We start from the raw sequence: 17,910 nt of genomic DNA on the forward strand, positions 1-17,910 counted from the left end.
CATTTGCGCTTTAGATGGGTTTGGCTTTTTGTGATCATGTTGCTGCTTGCTGGGTGTCAGCCGTCTTATTGGGTGTTGGAGAAGGATCGAATCGGTGAAGGCAGTCCAGACTTAGAAATATACGCTAATTATCTCCAAATGCATGATGACGTGAAAGGATATCAAGTCTTCACCATTTTAGAAGAGAGAAAAATGGTTATTGTGTCTCTCGGAAGCAGCGAGAAAGATAAGAAGCTTGAAGTGTCAGACGTCAAATTCTCACCTAAAGAAACGATTGTAACTGTGAAACGAAAACCTGCTCCTACGGCAAATGAGAAAAACCCTTATATTTTGATTGGACTGGACAAAATCGCAGGGGATTTCATCGTACAGGATGAAACGGGAAACCGATTTGAAGAAACGGATTACCAGCAATAAAGCCGGCGTTCTGAGAACGTCCGGCTTTTTCTTTTACTTCAGTGTTCCATGCGGGTCGATGACGAATTTTTTGGCTGCGCCTTTGTCGAAGTCGCTGTAGCCTTTTGGCGCGTCGTCCAGAGAAATGACGGTGGCATTGACGGCTTTTGCGATCTGCGCTCTGCCGCTCAGGATCGCTTTCATCAAATTGCGGTTGTATGTCATGGCGGGCGTTTGTCCGGTGACGAAGGTATGGGCTTTGGCCCAGCCGAGTCCGAAGCGGATTTTTAGTGACCCTGTTTTGGCGTCCGCATCCTTTGCACCGGGATCTTCGGTCACGTATAAGCCTGGAATGCCAAGGCTGCCTCCGACCTGGGTGACATCCATGATCGAGTTCAGTACAGCGGCTGGCGCTTCTCCTTGATTGCCGTGTCCGGATGCTTCAAAGCCGACACAGTCCACTGCGGCATCAACGGTTGGTTCACCTAGTATTTGTTCAATTTGCTCGCCGAGGCGGTCGTGTTTTTGTACGTTGACCGTTTCACAGCCGAAGCTTCTCGCCTGTGCCAGTCTGTCTTCGTTCAGATCGCCGACAATCACGGTGGAGGCGCCTAGGAGCTGAGCGGAGTGAGCGGCTGCTAAGCCGACAGGCCCCGCTCCCGCGATATAAACGGTTGAACCTGTTTGCACGCCCGCTGTGTAAGCTCCGTGGAAGCCGGTCGGGAATATGTCCGACAGCATGGTCAAATCGAGAATCTTTTCTAACGCCTGTTCTTTATCAGGGAACACCAAAAGCTGAAAGTCAGCGTACGGCACCATGACGTATTCAGACTGGCCGCCGACCCAGCCGCCCATATCGACGTAGCCGTAAGCCGATCCCGGCCGGTCCGGATTGACATTCAGGCACACATGCGTTTTCTGCGTTTTGCACATCACACAGCGTCCGCAGGCAATATTGAAAGGAACGGATACGATATCTCCTTTTTTGATAAATTCAACATCACGCCCCGTTTCAATGACTTCTCCCGTAATTTCATGCCCGAGCACCAAGCCTTCAGGCGCCGTTGTGCGGCCTCTGACCATATGCTGGTCGCTTCCGCAAATGTTGGTTGTAATGACTTTGAGAATAACCCCATGCTCACATTTTCGATTCACATTCGCCTTTGGAACGCCGGGCCCGTCCCTTAAGATTAACTCCGGATAACCGATATCCTCCACCGCTACAGTCCCTTTGCCTTTGTACACAACCGCTTTGTTTCCTGTCAACGCCATTCCTCCCATTCATGTGTTTGGACTCTTCGTCCTTGCACATGACTTCGGTTCGGTCTGGCCCTTTCCCTTTTTCACGACTGTTTTTTCTGTATTCTTACAACAACAAATATGCCAAGAAAGCAGCCAATAATAGTTCCGAGGATGTCTAAAAAGTCGACTTTACATCCATTTAACAGGAATACAGTAATGGCCGAAACCAGGCTGATCATAACTGCCAGAAGAATAACCCGTTTGGTGCGCATGTAATTCCTCCTTTAGATTCGTTTCTAAACCATACCCAAAATCCTCTGTAAACTTCGGTTCAACAAAAAAAGAGACTTCACACCAGTCTCTTCATAATTAGAGATCAATTAAAAAATTTCCTGAGAAATAATGTGACAATACTGGTTACCAACGCAATCGCCGTATACATAACAACCCAAAACATGAATGAGCTATTGCCCGAAGCTAACGTAAATAACAATATCAAGCTCGCGATAAGGACGATGAGCGGTGCCACCCAAAATCTTTTAAATAAAAAATGACCGGCTATACCAAATACACCTGCAATGATCGGAAAACCAAAAACGATAAATAAAACGGCGATGGCTCCCATACTAACCTCCTTGCCCTAAAACCCCTTCATCACCTCAACATCATACAGCTTCAAATGACTCTTCGGCGTCACGACATCCTTTACCTTCCCAATCTCTTTTTCTTTCATTTTCTTTCCGGTTTTCAGACTGTACTGTTCAATGTAGGCAGGCTTGTTATACGTGTATGTGAAGAAATAGAGGCTGCTGCCTTTTTGGGTGATTTCTTTGAAATCGGCTTTCATTTTGTCCTGAGAAAGGGTGAAGGCGATGCTTGTTTTTCCTGTCTTGGCATCGATTTTGTGTACCTTTCCGAAGCCGTCAATGAAATACAGGTTCCCGTCATAAGGGAAAAAGCTGTTTTTAAAGCTGAAGGGCATGGAGCTGTATATCGTTTGTTCGTCGTTTTTGTATTCGGCGATGTCGTGCAGCTCTACTTTGCCGCTTTTTTTGTTTATCTTGACCATTTGATAGAGATTGTGGGCTTTTTGGCCGCGAACCATGACATACACAGCTTGGTCGTCCACTGCAAGCTGGGATTCGACTGAGGCTCCTTCCCGGTACTGCCATTCCGTTATCTTGTGATAAGTGAGCTTCCTTTGATCTGCTTGAATCTGAAGGAGCCCATAGCCTTTTTCGTCAGCTGTCGGGACAAGTGCGTAAATGGCGCCGTCATGGAAACCGGAGGCTCGGATGTAGTAGGGGATGACGTCTTTTTTCCACTCACCGTCCATCTGCCGGTACAGCTCTGAGCGGTATCCGTCTTTCTTTTTGTCGTAGCCGGAGTTGTATAAGGTGTAAAAGCCGTCCGTGTTTTGCAGAAAGCCTGCGCTGTCGCCTGTGTGCTGATAGGTTCTTTTATGGGAGCGCAGGCCGTTTTTGATCGTATAAATCTTGTTTTTGTCCTCCAGCATCACGCTGTCACCGTGAACCTTTGCTGAGCCCAGCTCAAGGCCCTTCATCTGAAAGGAAGACAGCGACCCGTCCTGGCTGATAAACAAGGCATAGCTTTTCCCGCCGCCAAATGCATCTTGATCCGCAGAGGTTGAAAAATATAACAGGACTTCTTTGTCATCCAAGAAACCGGAGTCTCGAAGATCCTGGTGACTTACAGTTTTATGGCTAGGAGAAATGAAGACAAATAGTGCGATTCCTGCGAGAATCAGCATGGCGATGGTAATCATCCACTTTTTCATATCCTTCTCCTTAGTTGATGGTCATGATGGTTGTCGTATACGAAGAACTTGTGATGTCGCGCGGATACACGCCTAAGCCTCCGTTGCTGTCTATATCAATGCCTGCTTTCAGCAAAAAGGCAGACCATAGGAGCTTTGAACAGTTTTTGGCGCCGTCATGGCCCGTATTTCTGTTATTGACGAAGTTAAATGAGTATGGGTCGCCGACTTTTGATACCGCCCAGTCGGCAGCAGCTGTTTTTTGAGATGAGGATACGCTGACGGTTTGCACAATGGAGTTGTCTTCCACGTCTCTGGCATTATAAGCGATCTGCCTGACGCCGTCGCTCGGGACAGATTCAACAATTTTGTCAGCAGCGGAGTACATGCCGACGTGGCCGTGATTGTAGTAGGCTGTGTAGGAGTTCGTGTAATAGATATTGCCTTTCGCGCTTGTCGGGAGTTTTTTCGTGCCGGACGACCCGCCCATGATAGACATGCCGCTTTCCTTCGCGAGCCGGTCCCCCTCTGCTTTATCAGCCGTGATTTCCTTATAGAACTGTTTTAGGATAACGTCCTGCTTTACGTGCTGCTGTTTGGCAATCTGGCTGGCAGATTTCATGATTTCTTCCGGTGTCGTGCCTGGCTGCAGTGCGGCGATTTCTTCAGCATAATTTGTGGTCTTTACGGCTTTGGCGGGAGTAACAAACAGGCCGCCGCACATTGTAAGCGCTACCAAAAACATCGACACTCGTTTCTTCAACTTCATTACATCTCCTCTTTTCTTGTGAGTGTAGGAAAGGTAATTTCCTCACCCACATTATATTAGGAAAATAAGGAAAGTAACTAGGTTATTTACAGAATTTTTAGAAATCGTTTACAGAAAAAGGCCTTTATCAGGCCCTTTTCGTTAAATCTTCTTGCTCATCACTACGTCTGTTTCTTGAAATCCGGTTTGCTCATATAGCTTTCGCGCCGTCTGATTATGGGCAAAGACATGAAGAGACAGCTTGCGGATTCCCATGCTGCGTGCCGTTTGATCTAATGCCGCCAATGCTTGCTTTGCGTAGCCCTTTCCCCGATACGGTTTATATAACCCAAAATCATAAATAAACGCTTCCTGTTGCGGATGTTCCGGTTCAGCATGTATCCAGAGCCAGCCAACGATATCCTTTTCATTCAGCTTGAGGCTCCACAAATGGTGATGGGGTGTTTCGAGCCCTTTCGGGAGCAGATCAGAAAACGCCTGCTTAGACAAAAGCTGTGCATCTTCAGGCAGCCATGTTCCCGCTTTTACCTTTTCTTCCGCGTAATGCTTTGTTGTGTACGTGAGATAAGACCGAAATTCTTCTGTCTGCATAGGGGTCAGCATGATTGTCATATCATCTCTCCTTCATATATTGACTAGAGGATTTTACATAAAATAGAAAGAGGTGTTACTATCAGAATAAGCAACTGAGATTGATAAGTCACTAGAGAAAGGAGTTTCACATGAATAAGATCGCACCCGCAGAAATCGCTAGCATGCTCAACGATTGGTACCTTGCCATCAAGAAACATGAAGTTGAAGAATCCTCCCGTTTATTTGAAGAAGTGAAGCCTTTATTGGATGACATGGAAGAGGATCAGGAGGTGCTTGCCTACTTCTCCTTATTGGAACTGCGCCACAAGGTTTTGCTTCACGAGGCGAGAGGACAGGGCTTTCAGCATGAGGAGCCTTCTCATATGAATGCTACGTCTGACATGCTGAAATATTACTTTTTTCTGTTTGAAGGCATGTATGAGGCCTATAAAAATAATTATGACATTGCCATTGGGCTGTATAAAGATGCAGAGCAGTATCTCGACAACATTCCCGATCCGATTGAGAAAGCTGAATTTCACCTGAAGGTCGGAAAGCTCTATTATAAGCTGGGACAAAATATTGTGTCCCTCAATCATACACGGCAAGCGGTCAAAACGTTCAGGGAAGAAACCGATTATAAAAAGAAGCTGGCTTCAGCCCTGATTACCATGTCAGGCAATTTTACAGAGATGAGCCAGTTTGAAGAAGCTGAGGCTTATTTGGACGAAGCAATTCGGATCACGAGTGAATTAGAGGATCATTTTTTTGAAGCCCAGCTTTTGCATAACTTCGGCCTTCTTCATGCGCAAAGCGGCAAATCAGAAGAAGCGGTTTCGAAATTAGAGGAGGCTCTACGGAACGAAGAGTATGCCCGCTCCGCCTATTATTATCATTCTGCCTACTTGCTGATACGAGAGCTGTTTAAGATCAAAAAGAAAGAACAGGCCTTATCTTATTACCAAGAAGTGAAGGAAAAATTGACTGCTGAGCCGAATAGAATATGTGAGGCAAAAATAGACATTTTATATGCCATTTATGCAGAAGGGGGTCATGCGGAAACGTTTTACTTATGCAAACAACATATGGATGACTTGTTGTCCGAGAAAGAGTATGACAGTGTAAGAGAACTTTCCATTTTGGCTGGCGAACGGTATAGGGAACTTGAGCTTTACAAAGAAGCTGCCCACTTTTTTTATGAAGCATTACAAATTGAAGAACTGATTAAACGAACGGAGGTTATATAAATGAAAAGATTTCTGATTGGCGCAGGCGTCGCAGCGGTAATTTTATCAGGTTGGTTTATTGCGGACCATCAAACCCACTCACAGGAAATGAAAGTCGCTGAGAAAATGATTGGATAAATGAAAAACCCCCGCGGGATGCGGGGGTTCAATTTAACGAAAGAATCCTAAAACGGTTTGTAGTTTTAGGATTCTTTCATCTTTTCAGCGTGATTGAAAACCCTTGAAGTCTAGGAAGAACGAGCATTGGAGCGCAGCGAATGTTTGGAATTCGTGAGCACCGAAGCGCAGGCCTGACAACGAATGCGAGGGTTTGTCGACACGCTGAAACCCCCGCGGGATGCGGGGGTTTTCTTATTACAGCAGCTTCTTCCCTAACAGGGATTCTACGAGCTCTACTGCTGTTTTGCCTGTTTTGTTTTTGTGATCAAGGATCGGGTTAACCTCAACGAATTCGGCTGAGGTAATGATGCCTGCGTCATACAGCATTTCCATAGCCAGATGGCTCTCCCGGTAGCTGATGCCGCCGACGACAGGGGTTCCGACACCCGGTGCGTCGTTCGGATCAAGTCCGTCCAAATCAAGGCTCAGATGGACACCATCACATGCTGATAAATAATCAAGGGTTTCTTCAATGACCTTTGTCATACCAAGACGGTCGATTTCGTGCATTGTGTACACCTTCATGCCGCTTTCCTTAATGTACTTGCGCTCCCCTTCATCAAGTGACCGGGCGCCAATGATGACGACGTTTTCCGGTTTGATTTTAGGCGCGTAGCCTTCAAGGTTAACCAGTGACTCGTGGCCAATGCCAAGGCTGACCGCGAGCGGCATGCCGTGAATATTGCCCGATGGTGAAGTTTCAAGTGTATTCAAATCTCCGTGCGCGTCATACCAGATGACGCCGAGATTATCGTAATGCTTCGCTGTGCCTGCAAGCGTGCCGATCGCAATACTGTGGTCACCGCCCAGGACAAGCGGGAATTTTTTCTCTTCAATGACTTTGTTGACCTTTTGCGCGAGTTTTTCATTTCCCGCCAAAACGGAATTCAGGTTTTTCAGTTCCTCGTCATTTTTGATTTTTTCGCGGTTGATCGGAATGTCACCGAGATCTTCAACCGTATACCCCATGTCTGACAGCCGCTCGATCAGATGAGCGTACCGGATGGCACTCGGGCCCATATCCACTCCGCGTCGTGCTTGTCCTAAATCCATTGGCATTCCAATAACCGAAATCGTTTTATCCATCTGTGATTCCACCTCAACATTTAAGATAATGTCCTATGCGGGTTCTAACAAAGATGACTTGCGGACAACGTTTTTAAAGCTCTAGCTGACGATTCGCCTGCTGGCGTTTTTTAATGACAACATGATAAATGATGTAGCAAATGACCATAAATGGTACGCCGCAATACAGCGCGATACGCTGCTCCGGATCAAATGCAAGACTGATGAGCACGACCGTATTTAATGTTAGGCCGATCAGCGGAAGCACCGGGTACAGCGGTGTTTTAAATTTCAGATCTTCTATCTTCCCGCCCTCACGGATATATTTGCGTCTGAACATGATTTGGGAAAGCGAGATCGTAATCCAGCCGACCTGCGCGCTCATGCCCGCCAAAGATAACAGTACCATATATACAGTTTCAGCCTGCGCAAACTTTGTCAGAAGGGATAGGCAGGCCACAGCCATCGTTACGATTAACGAGTACATCGGCACACCGCGCTGATTTGTTTTGCCGAGCGCTTTGAAGGCCTGTCCTTCATTCGCCATCGCGTACAGAATACGTGTCGATGCGTATAAACCTGAATTCGCAACAGATAACAGCGCGATTAAAATAACAAAGTTCATGATATCAGCTGCATATGGGATTCCGATTTGCTCAAATACGGCAACAAATGGACTTTCCACGACACCCGCCTGTTTCCACGGAATCATGCCGGCAATGACAATGATTGAAAGCACAAAGAAGACAAGCGTTCTCCATACTGTCTGTTTGATTGACCGTGGAATCGTTTTTTCAGGGTCTTCACTTTCTCCGGCTGCAACCCCGATCAGCTCAGTCCCCTGAAACGCAAAGTTCACGGTAATCATCGTAATCAGCATTGCCTTTATGCCGTTCGGAAATAACCCGTCTTCATAAAAATGTGTCAAAAACGGCGCCTGCTCTCCGCCCTTCAGATCAATCAGGCCAAACATGGCAGCTCCGCCGAGAATAATAAATAAAAGGATAATCAAAATTTTAATGCCTGAGAACCAGAATTCAGATTCCGCAAAGGCTTTTGTGGTGATCGCATTTAAAATAAACATCAGTGCCGCAAAGACCAGACACCAGATCCACACGTCTATATGCGGAAACCAGCGTTGCATCAGCTGCCCCGCTGATAAAAATTCAATGGCGCATGTAACCGCCCAGCCGAGCCAGTACAGCCAGCCGAACGCAAACCCGAAAGCCGGGCTGATAAATTTCGTCGCATAGGTCTGGAAGGACCCCGACACAGGAAAGGCGACTGCCAGCTCTCCTAAGCAGAGCATGGTCAAAAACATGATAAAGCCGCCCACTAAATAGGACAGAACCGCGCCGAGCGGTCCCGCTTGGTTAATGGTAAACCCGGTTCCAAGGAAGAAACCGGTTCCGATCACTCCGCCCAATGAAATCATGAACAAATGGCGTGATTTCATTGTCCGCTGGAGCTGATTTCCGTTATCTTGGTTTGTATTCACTTTCTGCACCCCTTCAGCAACTTGTATTGGATCTAAGCTGGAACATCTGCATGGTGCTATCCCAGTTTGCTGTCCAAAGAGTCTCTATCTATTTAATATAAAATTCACTTCTTCTCATAAAGATACATTATACTAAAATACTGTAGCTGAGCAAATAGGGAGTGCTGATTTTTCTGTTGTAAATTTATACAAACGAAGTGAATATCCCGCCATGGTGCGGATTTATGCGTTTTGCAGCACGTGCTTAATTTTCTCTATTGCCCAATCCAAATCCTCTTTGGAAATGATTAATGGCGGTGCAAAACGAATGACTGTATCATGCGTTTCCTTGCATAAAAGCCCTTCTTCCTTCAAACGCTCACAATACGGACGTGCCGCTTCAGTCAATTCCACACCGATAAACAGCCCTCTGCCGCGGACTTCTTTAATAACCGGGTTGTCAATGCTCTCAAGCTCGCTTTTAAAGTATTCTCCAAGCTCAAGAGAACGATCCGCCAGCTTTTCATCCTCCAGCACTTCTAATGAAGCGATAGACACTGCACATGCAAGCGGGTTTCCGCCAAATGTTGAGCCGTGTGAGCCAGGGTTAAACACGCCTAGGATCTCGCGGTCCGCCGCAATGCATGAGATCGGGAACACACCGCCGCCAAGCGCTTTGCCCAAAATATACATATCAGGGACAATGCCGTCCCAGTCACAGGCAAACGTCTTGCCTGTACGTCCGAGACCCGTTTGAATTTCATCCGCAATAAACAAGACATTCTCTTCCTTACAAATCGCCGCCGCTTCCTGTAAAAATCCTTCAGGCGGAATCACAATGCCCGCTTCGCCTTGAATCGGTTCAAACAAGAATGCCGCTGTATTCGGCGTAATGGCCTGTCGAAGCGCTTCCACATCGCCGTAAGGAATGAGTTTGATTCCCGGAAGCATCGGGCCGAATCCTCGTTTATATTCCTCTTCAGAAGAAAGAGATACCGCCAGCATCGTGCGGCCGTGGAAGTTCCCGACACATGCGATAATTTCCGCTTGATTGTCAGCTACTCCCTTCACTTCATACGCCCAGCGTCTCGCCGCTTTCACCGCGGATTCAACCGCTTCGGCTCCTGTATTCATCGGCAGAATCATCTCTTTGCCTGTCAGTTTAGCTGTTTTTTCGTAAAACGGCCCAAGCTGATCGTTATGAAACGCGCGTGACGTGAGGGTGATTTTATCAGCCTGATCCTTTAATGCCTGAATGATTTTCGGGTGTCTGTGCCCCTGGTTTACCGCAGAATAAGCACTCAGCATATCCATATATTCATTGCCTTCCGGGTCCTTTACCCAAGAACCCAGCGCTTCAGAAATAACAATCGGGAGCGGATGATAATTGTTGGCTCCGTAATGAGACGTCTGATCAATAATTTCTTTAGATTTAGATAAAGCTGGCATATTTGAATTCCCCCTTGTTTTCTGTTTCAACATGTTATCCTGCTTTCCCTTTATATAAATGCAAGTTCTGTGCCAAATCAAGAATTCGTGTGTTTTCTACAATTTTCGAGGACAAGGTGCAAAAACATTCTGATATTTCGAGCAAAAATTCCAGCAAGTGCAAAATTCTTTTGCATATCCTCTCCATTTTTTTATAAAATAGAAGCAATATTAAGAAAACTGAGGGAGGTTCATACAGTGGTCAAAGACAGCGAATTCCTCACATTGGTTTTTCAGAGCATTTTAGATGAAATCGATGTTGGCCTGCACGTGGTAGACGAGCATGGAAACACAATCGTTTATAACAATAAAATGATGCAGATTGAAGATATGGAGAAGCATGACGTCTTGAATAAAAACCTGATGGATGTGTTTATGTTTTCAAAGCAGCAGGACAGCACACTGGTACAGGCTCTTCAGGAAGGCAAGACGATTAAAAACGTCAAACAGAGCTATTTCAATAATAAAGGCCAGGAAATTACGACGATCAATCATACATATCCCATCGTCCAAGACGGCAAAATCAGGGGCGCTGTTGAAATTGCCAAGGATGTGACAAAGCTTGAACGGCTGATCAGGGAGAATATGAACAAAAAAGGCAGCACAACCTATACGTTTGACAGTATTCTCGGCACCAGTCCGGCCATTCAAGACGTCATCGAAAACGCCAAGCGGGCAACCCGTACGTCATCATCTGTCCTTCTAGCAGGCGAAACCGGCACGGGAAAAGAACTGTTCGCGCAAAGTATCCATAATGGAAGCGATCGTTCTGGCGGCCCGTTTATTTCGCAAAACTGTGCGGCACTGCCAGACAGCCTTGTGGAAAGCATCTTGTTCGGAACGAAAAAAGGCGCGTTTACCGGCGCTGTCGACCAGCCCGGCCTGTTTGAACAAGCCCACGGCGGGACGCTGCTGTTAGATGAAATCAACTCGCTGAATCTCAGCCTTCAGGCGAAGCTGCTGCGCGCCCTTCAAGAACGGAAAATCAGGCGCATCGGTTCGACAAAGGATACACCGATTGACGTACGTATTATTGCCACGATGAATGAAGACCCAATTGATGCAATTGCAGGCGAACGAATGCGGAAGGACTTGTATTACAGGCTGAGTGTCGTCACACTGATCATCCCGCCGCTTCGGGAACGAAAAGAAGACATTTTGCTTCTCGCATCGGAGTTCATCCAGAAAAACAACCATCTATTCCAAATGAATGTTGAACACATCAGCGATGACGTGAAGCAATTTTTCCTTTCTTATGACTGGCCGGGAAATATTCGCGAGCTTGAGCATATGATCGAAGGCGCAATGAATTTCATGACGGACGAGCAAACGATTACGGCTTCCCATCTGCCCTATCAATACCGCATGAAAATCAAGCCGGCTGACATCCCAGAGCCTGAAACACCAAGACACCAGCCGGCCGCGGACTTAAAAGAAAAAATGGAAAGCTTCGAAAAATATGTGATAGAGAACGTGTTAAGAAAACACGGCCATAACATCTCGAAAGCCGCTCAGGAACTTGGCATCAGCAGACAAAGCCTTCAATACCGGCTGAAGAAATTTTCTCACTCATCTGACGAATGAACTGGTGCAGGAAGCCTGATCATAAATACAGTGCCTCTGCCGATTTCACTTTTCACTTCAATCGTCCCATTGTGACTGTCGATAATCGATTTCGTTATGGCAAGGCCTAATCCCGAACCTCCATATTTTCGGGAGCGGGATGGGTCTGCCCTGTAAAACCGGTCAAATAAATGCGGCAAATGCTCCGGCGCGATGCCTGTGCCGTTGTCCGCTATCATCAACCTCACGCCGTCACTGCCTCTTTGCAGAGAGATGGTGATGGCACCGGTTTTCTCATTTGTATACTGCACCGCGTTATAAACCAAATTCAAAATGACCTGTTTCATCTTATCTCTGTCAAACACCGCTTCAGCATCATCCTCAAGCCACAGCTGCAGCCTTCTTTCTTTCGCAAGCAGACTGAGCTGCGGCTCCATCTCCCTTATGAGCGCATCGAGATTTCCTCTCTTCATTTCAAAGCTCGGCACCCGATCAATTTTTGCTAAAAACAACAGATCCTCTATCAGCCGAGTGGCTCTCTTCGACTCTTCATACATACTATTCAGCGCCCTATCTCTCTGCTCAGGCTGAAGCGCGGCGCCACGCAGCAGCACTTCGATAAAGCCGTGTATCGACGTTAAAGGTGTCCTCAGTTCATGTGAAGCGTCTGATACAAATTGCCGGATGCGCTCCTTCGCCTCTTTTTCTGCTTTAAATGACGTTTCAATCCGCTCCAGCATGCGATTAAACGAAATGGCAAGCGTATCAATTTCGATTTGTTTTTGATATACAGGAAGCCTTTTATTCAAATTTCCTGCATTAATATCTCCCATCATATGTACCATTTGTGATAACGGTTTAAGCGTATGTCTGACCACAGGCAAGAACGTGAAAAGCCCGAGCAGGAGCGCAACCAGCGAGAGCGTGGAATAAATGCTGATTTGCCGGAGCAGTACGTCCTTCAGTGGTTCTGTTAAAGTACTCATTTGGATCACGCCTGCTTCTTTTCCATCAATAGTAATAGCCTGAAACACAATCAGCACTTCCTCGCCGGATTCATTTTTCGTGATTTTGTAATGCAAGGCCATCGTATCTTTTAATGCCTCATCATATATACTTTTTTTCACTGTTGGCGGTGCTCCCGCATATGGATCGGTCGACAATACCGTACTGTCTTTTGTTTTCTTATCGATAAAAACAATGGTCACGCCCGGATAGATAAAGGCGGGACGGACAGCACCATCTGACTTTTCCGAGCTGTCGGGATGGCTTTTGTATGTTTTAATATTATTCCAGATGGTTGGCTCCGTTGAGTTGATATAACTTTGAATGCTGACAGCTCGGTTTTCATATAAGAGGCGTTTTCCAAACACATATTGCATAGCGCCGACAAACACCAATAGAAGAACGAGAATGCATAATGAACGGAATAAAAGCTGAAAGCGCAGTGTTTTGAATCGTTTTTTCATTCAATATCCACCCGATAGCCCGCACCCCGAACCGTTCGGATCACTTCATGCTTTTTGTCATTCAATTTTTCCCGCAAGGAACGAATGTACACTTCAACAATATTCTCTTCTCCATAAAAATCATACCCCCATACTTTATCCAGAATCCTTGCTTTACTGAGCACAAGGCCGTGATTCAGCACCAAAAACTTTAAAAGCTCGTATTCTGTTGCTGAAAGCTTGAGCACCTCTTCCTGATAGCGGATTTCTCTGCGCCGATCATCAATTCGAAACGGACCGAGCGCGAATTCTTCAAACAAGTTGGGAAAGTGATCCCGAATTCTCGCATAGATTCGCGCTAGCAGCTCTTCAAAGCTGAAGGGTTTGATCATATAATCATCAGCGCCCTCTGTCAGCGCTTTTACCCGAACCCCCACCTCATCCTTGGCCGTAAGCATAATAACCGCGGTATGGCCGGTTTTTTTTATCATTTTTGATACTTCCAGTCCATCCATTCCGGGCATCATCACATCCAAGATGGCCACATGCGGCTGAAATGTCTTTACGGTGTTCATCGCTGTCATTCCGTCAGCTGCTGTCTTCACTTCAAAGCCTTCATTTTCAAGACCCATTGTCAAAAAATCTAATATCGCCGGTTCATCGTCCACGAGCAAAATCTTGATACCTTTCATCCTATTCATGCTGTGCTCTCTCCTTAGTTGGCATAAACCTCTGATTAGTTTTTTCCCTTCCCCTCCTATTATTCGTTTTTACCTGAAAACAAACTGAATCTTCCCTAAAAATCAGCTGAATTCAGCAAGTTTTCAGCCAGCCCTCATTTGATTTTCAGCTTCGGCCTATACAATTGCCTTAGTTGGTACAGCCAACAATGAAATAAAGGAGGAATCTCACATGAATATCACTAAAGTTTTATCAGGAGCTGCACTGGGAACGATTATTTCAATCAGTTCTTTCACTTCTGCTCACGCCGCTGTCATTCAAAAGGATGATACATCAACGAAGGTTGAGACGAAGCAACAGGCTTCCATCACAATAGCAAAGGCAAAACAGGTTGCGTTGAACAAATGCAAAGGTACTGTTCAAACGGCCCAAATGAAGAAAGTGAATGGCACATACGTATATGTTGTGAAAGTTCTCGGTGAGGACGGCAAACAGCATACGATGAACGTCAACTGCAACAGCGGCAAAGTTGTGAAACATGATGTTCAAAAGAAACAAAGCTATATCAGCAAAACAAAAGCCCAATCTATCGCTTTGAAAAACTGCAAAGGTGCGGTTCAATCTTCTGAGCTGAAGCAAGAAAACGGTGTTTACGCTTACGTCGTGAAAGTAATGGGTGAAGACGGAAACCTTCACACGTTCCATATCAATGGAGAAAACGGCAAAGTCGCAAAACACGAGCAAAAGAAACAAGCACATCTTTCTAAAACAAAAGCGCATCAAATCGCACTCAACAAATGCAAAGGCGCAGTTCAATCTTCTGAATTGAAGAAAGAAAACGGCGCATACATCTACGTTGTCAAAGTGCTTGGCAAAGATGGAAGCACTCATACAATCCATGTCAACTGTGACAGCGGTAAGATCGTAAAACAAGAAGTGCAAAAGAAAAACGCAGCCGTTACAAAAACAAAAGCACATCAAATTGCACTAAATAAATGCAAAGGCACAGTGAAATCTACTGATTTGAAGAAAGAAAACGGAACATTCGTTTACGTGATTAAAATCACTGCCCAAAACCACACTGAACAAACAGTGAAAGTGAACGCTGAAAACGGAAGCATTTGCAAATAAAATAACTGCTTGCCAGCAGTAAAATAACTGAAATTCAACGTATAACACCAGTCTTGTTTTAACACAAAGTTCTAAGTTCATGTCTACCTTTTTCTAAATACTCTTTTAAACTGAACGTGCGTGACCCGCGTTCAGTTCTTTTTCTAAGGAGGACCTACAAATGAATATGAAAATATGTTCTGCAGCTGCTTTAGGCGCGGTCATTTCAATCAGTTCTTTATCATCCGCACACGCGGCTGTTCTGCATAAAGAAGACACTGCTAAAGTTCAAACCCAGCAGCAGGCTTCTATTACGCTCTCTAAAGCAAAAACTGTCGCTTTAAAGAACTGCAAAGGCGCAGTTCAATCAGCACAAATGAAGAAAGCAGATGGCGTTTATGTCTATGTCATTAAAGTGCTTGGTGAGGATGGCAAAATTCACACCTTTAACATTAACTGCAGCAGCGGAAAAATCGTCAAGCATCACGTTGAAAATAAACAAGCCGTGATCACAAAAGCAAAAGCACAAAGCATTGCGTTGAAAAAATGCAAAGGCACCGTCACATCTTCTGCATTGAAGAAAGAAAATGGCACCTATGTGTACATCATCACCATCACAGCCAGCAACCACACGGTACAAACCATTAAAGTCCATGCAGATAACGGAAGTATTTGCAGCTAACAGCCATTTGCTGCTGTTTCACGTGTAACATCCATGTTGTATTTTTCTTCATATTCGATATATCCTTTTCAACTGAACGGGCGTGACCCCCGTTCAGTTTTTTTGCATATCAAAACAGCCTGGCAAACGATGCCAGACTGTTTTGATTAACTTCCTAATTGATCTGCGGACGACAGCTTGATGTCAACAGATTTTTCTTTTCCGCCGCGGTAAAACTTCACCTTCACCCGGTCACCGACTTTTTTCTGATAAAGCCGTTTTCGCAGGTCAACAATATCATTTACTTTGTATCCGTCAAATTCCGTGATGACATCGAGTTCCTTCAGTCCCGCTTTTCCGGCAGGTGAAAAGGCGTCTACACCCATCACAACCGCTCCATTGGTCACGTTCTTAGGAAGCTTTAATGTTTCATCCCAATGATAGCTTGCAATGTCGCTTAGGGATTTCATCTCAATGCCAAGGAACGGGCGTTTGACCTTTCCGTATCTCTCTAAATCCTCTATCACAGGGATCACGAGCTTAGACGGAATGGACAGGCCAATCCCTTCAACCGCTGACTCGGCAATTTTCATTGAATTGATGCCAATGACCTTCCCATCCATATTTAACAAAGCGCCGCCGCTGTTCCCAGGGTTAATGGCCGCATCTGTTTGCAGGACTTCTGCGTTCCAGTCAGGCTGTCCATCACCGTTTGAATCCACTGGGATCGCCCTCTCCGTACCTGAGATGACGCCTTGTGTGACAGAGCCTGCAAACTCAAGGCCTAACGGGTTCCCGATCGCAATAACCGGCTCCCCAGACTTCACTTTATCTGAATTTCCGAAATCAGCGACTGCTTTAATTTTATCGCTTTTCACCCGTAAAACGGCCAGATCCATCAGCTGGTCGCTGCCGACAAGATCAGCTGATACACGCGATCCGTCTTTCAAGCTGATTTCAATTTGGGAAGCGCCTTCGATGACATGATGGTTGGTCACGACATAAGCGGAATGGTCATTTTTCTTATAGATGACGCCAGAGCCGCTCCCAGCCTCGCCGCTCTCTCCCCGTATATCTGATTTTTGGATGTTCACAACACCGACAACGGCGGGCGACACATTGCTGACAATCTTGGTGACCGTATTGTTGACACTGACATTCACCGTCCTGATTGATTCCCGGCCGTTATTGTTCTGCTGCTGATCTAAAGCGCCCGTATCTAGCCCTTCATTTGAAAGGTACGGCATGATAAACGCCATTAATACGGCACCGACAATCACACCAATCAGGCTTGAAAGAAAATATCCTTTTTTGCTTCTCTTTGGCTGTTCAGGAGTAGTATGTTCTTCCTCACGTTCGTAATCCACCATATTCCATCCTTTCCAAGAACGTTAATATGGTTATATTGTGGGTTAGAAGCTCCTAGAATAGTCATGATTTACATAGAAAAATTATACAGCGCAAAGCGGAGTGGCCTTCTTCGGATCAGTGTCGTATAAGTCAAATGTCTCACCCGTCACAAATCCTTTAGAAGCCAATGTCTGCTGCACGGACATTCTTGCCAGCTCCTTCATGTTGTTGTCCTGGCTCAAATGCGCCAGGTAAATACGAGACGTCTCATCGCCAATGACATCCGTCATCGCCAAGGCAGCATCTTCATTTGAAACGTGCCCGACGTCACTTAAAATCCGCCGCTTAATGCTCCATGGGTATCTTCCCATTTGCAGCATACCGACATCGTGATTGCTTTCAAACACAAACACATTCGCTGAACGGATAATGCCTTTCATTCGGTCGCTGACATATCCCGTATCTGTCATTAACGCGAGCTTTCGGCCGTTATAATGGAACACATAAAACATCGGTTCGGCCGCATCGTGGGAGACGCCAAACGATTCAACATCAAGTCCGCCGAACGACTTTACCGTCTCCATCGGAAATACAAACTTTTGATCGGTGTCAATTTTGCCGATTTGATTCTCCATCGCTTTCCAAGTCTTCTCGTTCGCATAGATCGGAAGCTTGTACTTTCTGGCGACGACACCAAGGCCCTTAATATGGTCACTATGCTCATGCGTCACAAAAATGCCGTCTACATCATCCAGCTTACGCCCGATCTGCGCCATCAGCCCATCCATGGCTTTCCCGCTCAAACCGGCGTCCACTAAAAATGCGTGATCCTCTGTTTCGAGGTAAAACGCATTTCCCGTACTCCCGCTCGCAAGTACGCTAAATTGCAAGCTCATGTTTGTCT

At 45.9% G+C, this 17,910-nt stretch carries 19 protein-coding genes and 1 pseudogene; 6 read left to right on the forward strand and 14 right to left on the reverse strand.

Features of this window, described 5'->3' with window-relative positions; genetic code table 11:
* Positions 1 to 3: 3 nt before the first annotated feature.
* Positions 4 to 417, forward strand: a complete 414-nt coding sequence (locus MKX71_RS20765; protein WP_317680503.1) for a hypothetical protein — start codon at positions 4 to 6, stop codon at positions 415 to 417.
* Positions 418 to 450: 33 nt separating this feature from the next.
* On the opposite strand, the gene fdhA is transcribed toward MKX71_RS20765, so the two are convergent.
* From fdhA to MKX71_RS20795, 6 genes are all read right to left on the reverse strand, one after another.
* Positions 451 to 1,677: a formaldehyde dehydrogenase, glutathione-independent gene (gene fdhA / locus MKX71_RS20770; protein ID WP_003226972.1), complete on the reverse strand. Its 1,227-nt coding sequence runs from the start codon at positions 1,675 to 1,677 to the stop codon at positions 451 to 453.
* 62 nt (positions 1,678 to 1,739) lie between these two features.
* A complete protein-coding gene (locus MKX71_RS20775; protein WP_021481067.1) occupies positions 1,740 to 1,910 on the reverse strand; it encodes a hypothetical protein in 171 nt (56 codons plus the stop codon).
* Between the two features lie 104 nt (positions 1,911 to 2,014).
* Entirely contained in the window at positions 2,015 to 2,263 is a 249-nt protein-coding gene (locus tag MKX71_RS20780) for a DUF2651 family protein (protein ID WP_017695774.1), read from the reverse strand.
* Between the two features lie 15 nt (positions 2,264 to 2,278).
* Positions 2,279 to 3,436: a hypothetical protein gene (locus MKX71_RS20785; protein WP_192858138.1), complete on the reverse strand. Its 1,158-nt coding sequence runs from the start codon at positions 3,434 to 3,436 to the stop codon at positions 2,279 to 2,281.
* A 10-nt stretch (positions 3,437 to 3,446) separates the two neighbouring features.
* Entirely contained in the window at positions 3,447 to 4,184 is a 738-nt protein-coding gene (locus MKX71_RS20790; RefSeq protein ID WP_110109544.1) for a YiiX/YebB-like N1pC/P60 family cysteine hydrolase, read from the reverse strand.
* Between the two features lie 141 nt (positions 4,185 to 4,325).
* Positions 4,326 to 4,796 carry a GNAT family N-acetyltransferase gene (locus MKX71_RS20795; RefSeq protein ID WP_339231599.1) on the reverse strand — a complete coding sequence of 157 codons (471 nt, stop codon included), beginning with the start codon at positions 4,794 to 4,796 and terminating at the stop codon, positions 4,326 to 4,328.
* A gap of 110 nt (positions 4,797 to 4,906) precedes the next feature.
* On the opposite strand from MKX71_RS20795, the gene rapG reads away from it, so the two are divergent.
* Complete coding sequence (gene rapG, locus MKX71_RS20800; protein WP_319620341.1) at positions 4,907 to 6,004, forward strand: response regulator aspartate phosphatase RapG; 1,098 nt, start codon at positions 4,907 to 4,909, stop codon at positions 6,002 to 6,004.
* Positions 6,005 to 6,121 (forward strand): Phr family secreted Rap phosphatase inhibitor, encoded by a 117-nt coding sequence (locus MKX71_RS20805; protein WP_003226961.1) that lies wholly within the window; start codon positions 6,005 to 6,007, stop codon positions 6,119 to 6,121.
* Positions 6,122 to 6,358: 237 nt separating this feature from the next.
* Here MKX71_RS20805 and rocF read toward each other — a convergent pair whose 3' ends face one another.
* The 3 genes from rocF to rocD form a co-directional block, all read right to left on the reverse strand.
* Entirely contained in the window at positions 6,359 to 7,249 is an 891-nt protein-coding gene (rocF, locus tag MKX71_RS20810; RefSeq protein ID WP_003226959.1) for an arginase, read from the reverse strand.
* Between the two features lie 73 nt (positions 7,250 to 7,322).
* On the reverse strand, positions 7,323 to 8,726 hold the full coding sequence (locus tag MKX71_RS20815) for an amino acid permease (RefSeq protein ID WP_014481465.1): 1,404 nt from the start codon (positions 8,724 to 8,726) through the stop codon (positions 7,323 to 7,325).
* 222 nt (positions 8,727 to 8,948) lie between these two features.
* On the reverse strand, positions 8,949 to 10,154 hold the full coding sequence (gene rocD / locus MKX71_RS20820) for an ornithine aminotransferase (protein ID WP_024571526.1): 1,206 nt from the start codon (positions 10,152 to 10,154) through the stop codon (positions 8,949 to 8,951).
* A gap of 237 nt (positions 10,155 to 10,391) precedes the next feature.
* Here rocD and rocR point away from each other — a divergent pair, with 237 nt between their 5' ends.
* On the forward strand, positions 10,392 to 11,777 hold the full coding sequence (gene rocR, locus MKX71_RS20825; protein ID WP_029318546.1) for an arginine utilization regulatory protein RocR: 1,386 nt from the start codon (positions 10,392 to 10,394) through the stop codon (positions 11,775 to 11,777).
* Here rocR and MKX71_RS20830 read toward each other — a convergent pair.
* The gene (locus tag MKX71_RS20830; RefSeq protein ID WP_029318545.1) at positions 11,759 to 13,225 is read right to left on the reverse strand and encodes a HAMP domain-containing sensor histidine kinase; all 1,467 of its coding nucleotides are present in this window, start codon (positions 13,223 to 13,225) and stop codon (positions 11,759 to 11,761) included. The genes rocR and MKX71_RS20830 overlap by 19 nt on opposite strands.
* Positions 13,222 to 13,905 carry a response regulator transcription factor gene (locus tag MKX71_RS20835; RefSeq protein WP_038428106.1) on the reverse strand — a complete coding sequence of 228 codons (684 nt, stop codon included), beginning with the start codon at positions 13,903 to 13,905 and terminating at the stop codon, positions 13,222 to 13,224. Before MKX71_RS20835 ends, MKX71_RS20830 begins: the two co-directional genes overlap by 4 nt.
* A 211-nt stretch (positions 13,906 to 14,116) precedes the next feature.
* Here MKX71_RS20835 and MKX71_RS20840 point away from each other — a divergent pair, with 211 nt between their 5' ends.
* Both MKX71_RS20840 and MKX71_RS20845 read left to right on the forward strand, forming a co-directional pair.
* On the forward strand, positions 14,117 to 15,016 hold the full coding sequence (locus MKX71_RS20840) for a PepSY domain-containing protein (protein ID WP_029318544.1): 900 nt from the start codon (positions 14,117 to 14,119) through the stop codon (positions 15,014 to 15,016).
* Between the two features lie 160 nt (positions 15,017 to 15,176).
* Entirely contained in the window at positions 15,177 to 15,677 is a 501-nt protein-coding gene (locus MKX71_RS20845) for a PepSY domain-containing protein (RefSeq protein WP_327847084.1), read from the forward strand.
* Here the strand turns inward: MKX71_RS20845 and MKX71_RS20850 are convergent.
* From MKX71_RS20850 to MKX71_RS20860, 3 genes and pseudogenes are all read right to left on the reverse strand, one after another.
* Positions 15,674 to 15,803 (reverse strand): annotated as a pseudogene (locus MKX71_RS20850) (hypothetical protein). The gene MKX71_RS20845 and the pseudogene MKX71_RS20850 overlap by 4 nt on opposite strands.
* Positions 15,804 to 15,823: 20 nt before the next feature.
* Positions 15,824 to 17,026, reverse strand: coding sequence for a serine protease HtrC (gene htrC, locus MKX71_RS20855; RefSeq protein ID WP_015250812.1), 1,203 nt, complete (start codon positions 17,024 to 17,026; stop codon positions 15,824 to 15,826).
* Between the two features lie 81 nt (positions 17,027 to 17,107).
* Positions 17,108 to 17,902: an MBL fold metallo-hydrolase gene (locus MKX71_RS20860; protein WP_003226939.1), complete on the reverse strand. Its 795-nt coding sequence runs from the start codon at positions 17,900 to 17,902 to the stop codon at positions 17,108 to 17,110.
* Positions 17,903 to 17,910 lie beyond the last annotated feature (8 nt).

The sequence above is a fragment of the Bacillus sp. FSL M8-0071 genome, from assembly GCF_037975455.1.
Classification (GTDB): domain Bacteria; phylum Bacillota; class Bacilli; order Bacillales; family Bacillaceae; genus Bacillus; species Bacillus subtilis.

Excerpts from the sequence above, each read along its gene's own strand:
- MKX71_RS20845 (WP_327847084.1), top strand. The coding sequence starts at position 15,177 with ATGAATATGAAAATATGTTCTGCAGCTGCTTTAGGCGCGGTCATTTCA.
- rocF (WP_003226959.1), bottom strand. The coding sequence starts at position 7,249 with ATGGATAAAACGATTTCGGTTATTGGAATGCCAATGGATTTAGGACAA.
- MKX71_RS20790 (WP_110109544.1), bottom strand. The coding sequence starts at position 4,184 with ATGAAGTTGAAGAAACGAGTGTCGATGTTTTTGGTAGCGCTTACAATG.
- fdhA (WP_003226972.1), bottom strand. The coding sequence starts at position 1,677 with ATGGGAGGAATGGCGTTGACAGGAAACAAAGCGGTTGTGTACAAAGGC.
- MKX71_RS20805 (WP_003226961.1), top strand. The coding sequence starts at position 6,005 with ATGAAAAGATTTCTGATTGGCGCAGGCGTCGCAGCGGTAATTTTATCA.
- MKX71_RS20830 (WP_029318545.1), bottom strand. The coding sequence starts at position 13,225 with ATGAAAAAACGATTCAAAACACTGCGCTTTCAGCTTTTATTCCGTTCA.
- MKX71_RS20795 (WP_339231599.1), bottom strand. The coding sequence starts at position 4,796 with ATGACAATCATGCTGACCCCTATGCAGACAGAAGAATTTCGGTCTTAT.
- MKX71_RS20785 (WP_192858138.1), bottom strand. The coding sequence starts at position 3,436 with ATGAAAAAGTGGATGATTACCATCGCCATGCTGATTCTCGCAGGAATC.
- MKX71_RS20775 (WP_021481067.1), bottom strand. The coding sequence starts at position 1,910 with ATGCGCACCAAACGGGTTATTCTTCTGGCAGTTATGATCAGCCTGGTT.
- MKX71_RS20780 (WP_017695774.1), bottom strand. The coding sequence starts at position 2,263 with ATGGGAGCCATCGCCGTTTTATTTATCGTTTTTGGTTTTCCGATCATT.
- htrC (WP_015250812.1), bottom strand. The coding sequence starts at position 17,026 with ATGGTGGATTACGAACGTGAGGAAGAACATACTACTCCTGAACAGCCA.
- MKX71_RS20860 (WP_003226939.1), bottom strand. The coding sequence starts at position 17,902 with ATGAGCTTGCAATTTAGCGTACTTGCGAGCGGGAGTACGGGAAATGCG.
- MKX71_RS20835 (WP_038428106.1), bottom strand. The coding sequence starts at position 13,905 with ATGAATAGGATGAAAGGTATCAAGATTTTGCTCGTGGACGATGAACCG.
- MKX71_RS20840 (WP_029318544.1), top strand. The coding sequence starts at position 14,117 with ATGAATATCACTAAAGTTTTATCAGGAGCTGCACTGGGAACGATTATT.
- rapG (WP_319620341.1), top strand. The coding sequence starts at position 4,907 with ATGAATAAGATCGCACCCGCAGAAATCGCTAGCATGCTCAACGATTGG.
- rocD (WP_024571526.1), bottom strand. The coding sequence starts at position 10,154 with ATGCCAGCTTTATCTAAATCTAAAGAAATTATTGATCAGACGTCTCAT.